Raw genomic sequence first — 491 nt, forward strand, 5'->3', positions numbered from 1 at the left:
TCGACAGTGTAAACAAGAACTAGGCTGGACAGATTATAGGTTCACAAATTTTCAACATATTGAGAGGTGGTGAGCCAGCGCGTTGCGGGGGTTCCCCCCGTTGTAGCGACTGGCGAACCCGAAGGGTGGGAGATTATTTTTTGTGTTTACACGATGATTAGTTTGAATTCTCCAGCCTTGTTAGCCTTAAATCAATCTCGTCAAATTGAGAGTGAGGGGCAAATAACTAGTCATATTGATTTTTCTAATCATCAACAATGGAATCATGAATCTGGATGGAAGAATGTTTTAAATAATCTGCGTCTAATCGTCCAACCACTCTTACTATTTTGGTTGATTTATCCCTGGCTCGATATTTTCCCTAATTCACAGTTATTACTGGGATTCAATCATTTAATTGCCGCCATGAATCAATTTAAACCCTGTTATACTTCTGGATGATTTAGCTTCTTTACTACTTGCTTATTCCGGAAAGTGACAGAAAAGGGATA

1 pseudogene is annotated in these 491 nt (G+C 39.3%); it reads left to right on the forward strand.

Annotated elements, in window-relative coordinates:
• Positions 1–441, forward strand: a pseudogene (locus BV375_RS32265) (hypothetical protein); the annotation flags it as partial.
• Between the last annotated feature and the right edge of the window lie 50 nt (positions 442–491).

Origin of the sequence: Nostoc sp. 106C, from assembly GCF_002154725.1 — a bacterium.
In the GTDB taxonomy this organism is placed as follows: domain Bacteria; phylum Cyanobacteriota; class Cyanobacteriia; order Cyanobacteriales; family Nostocaceae; genus Aulosira.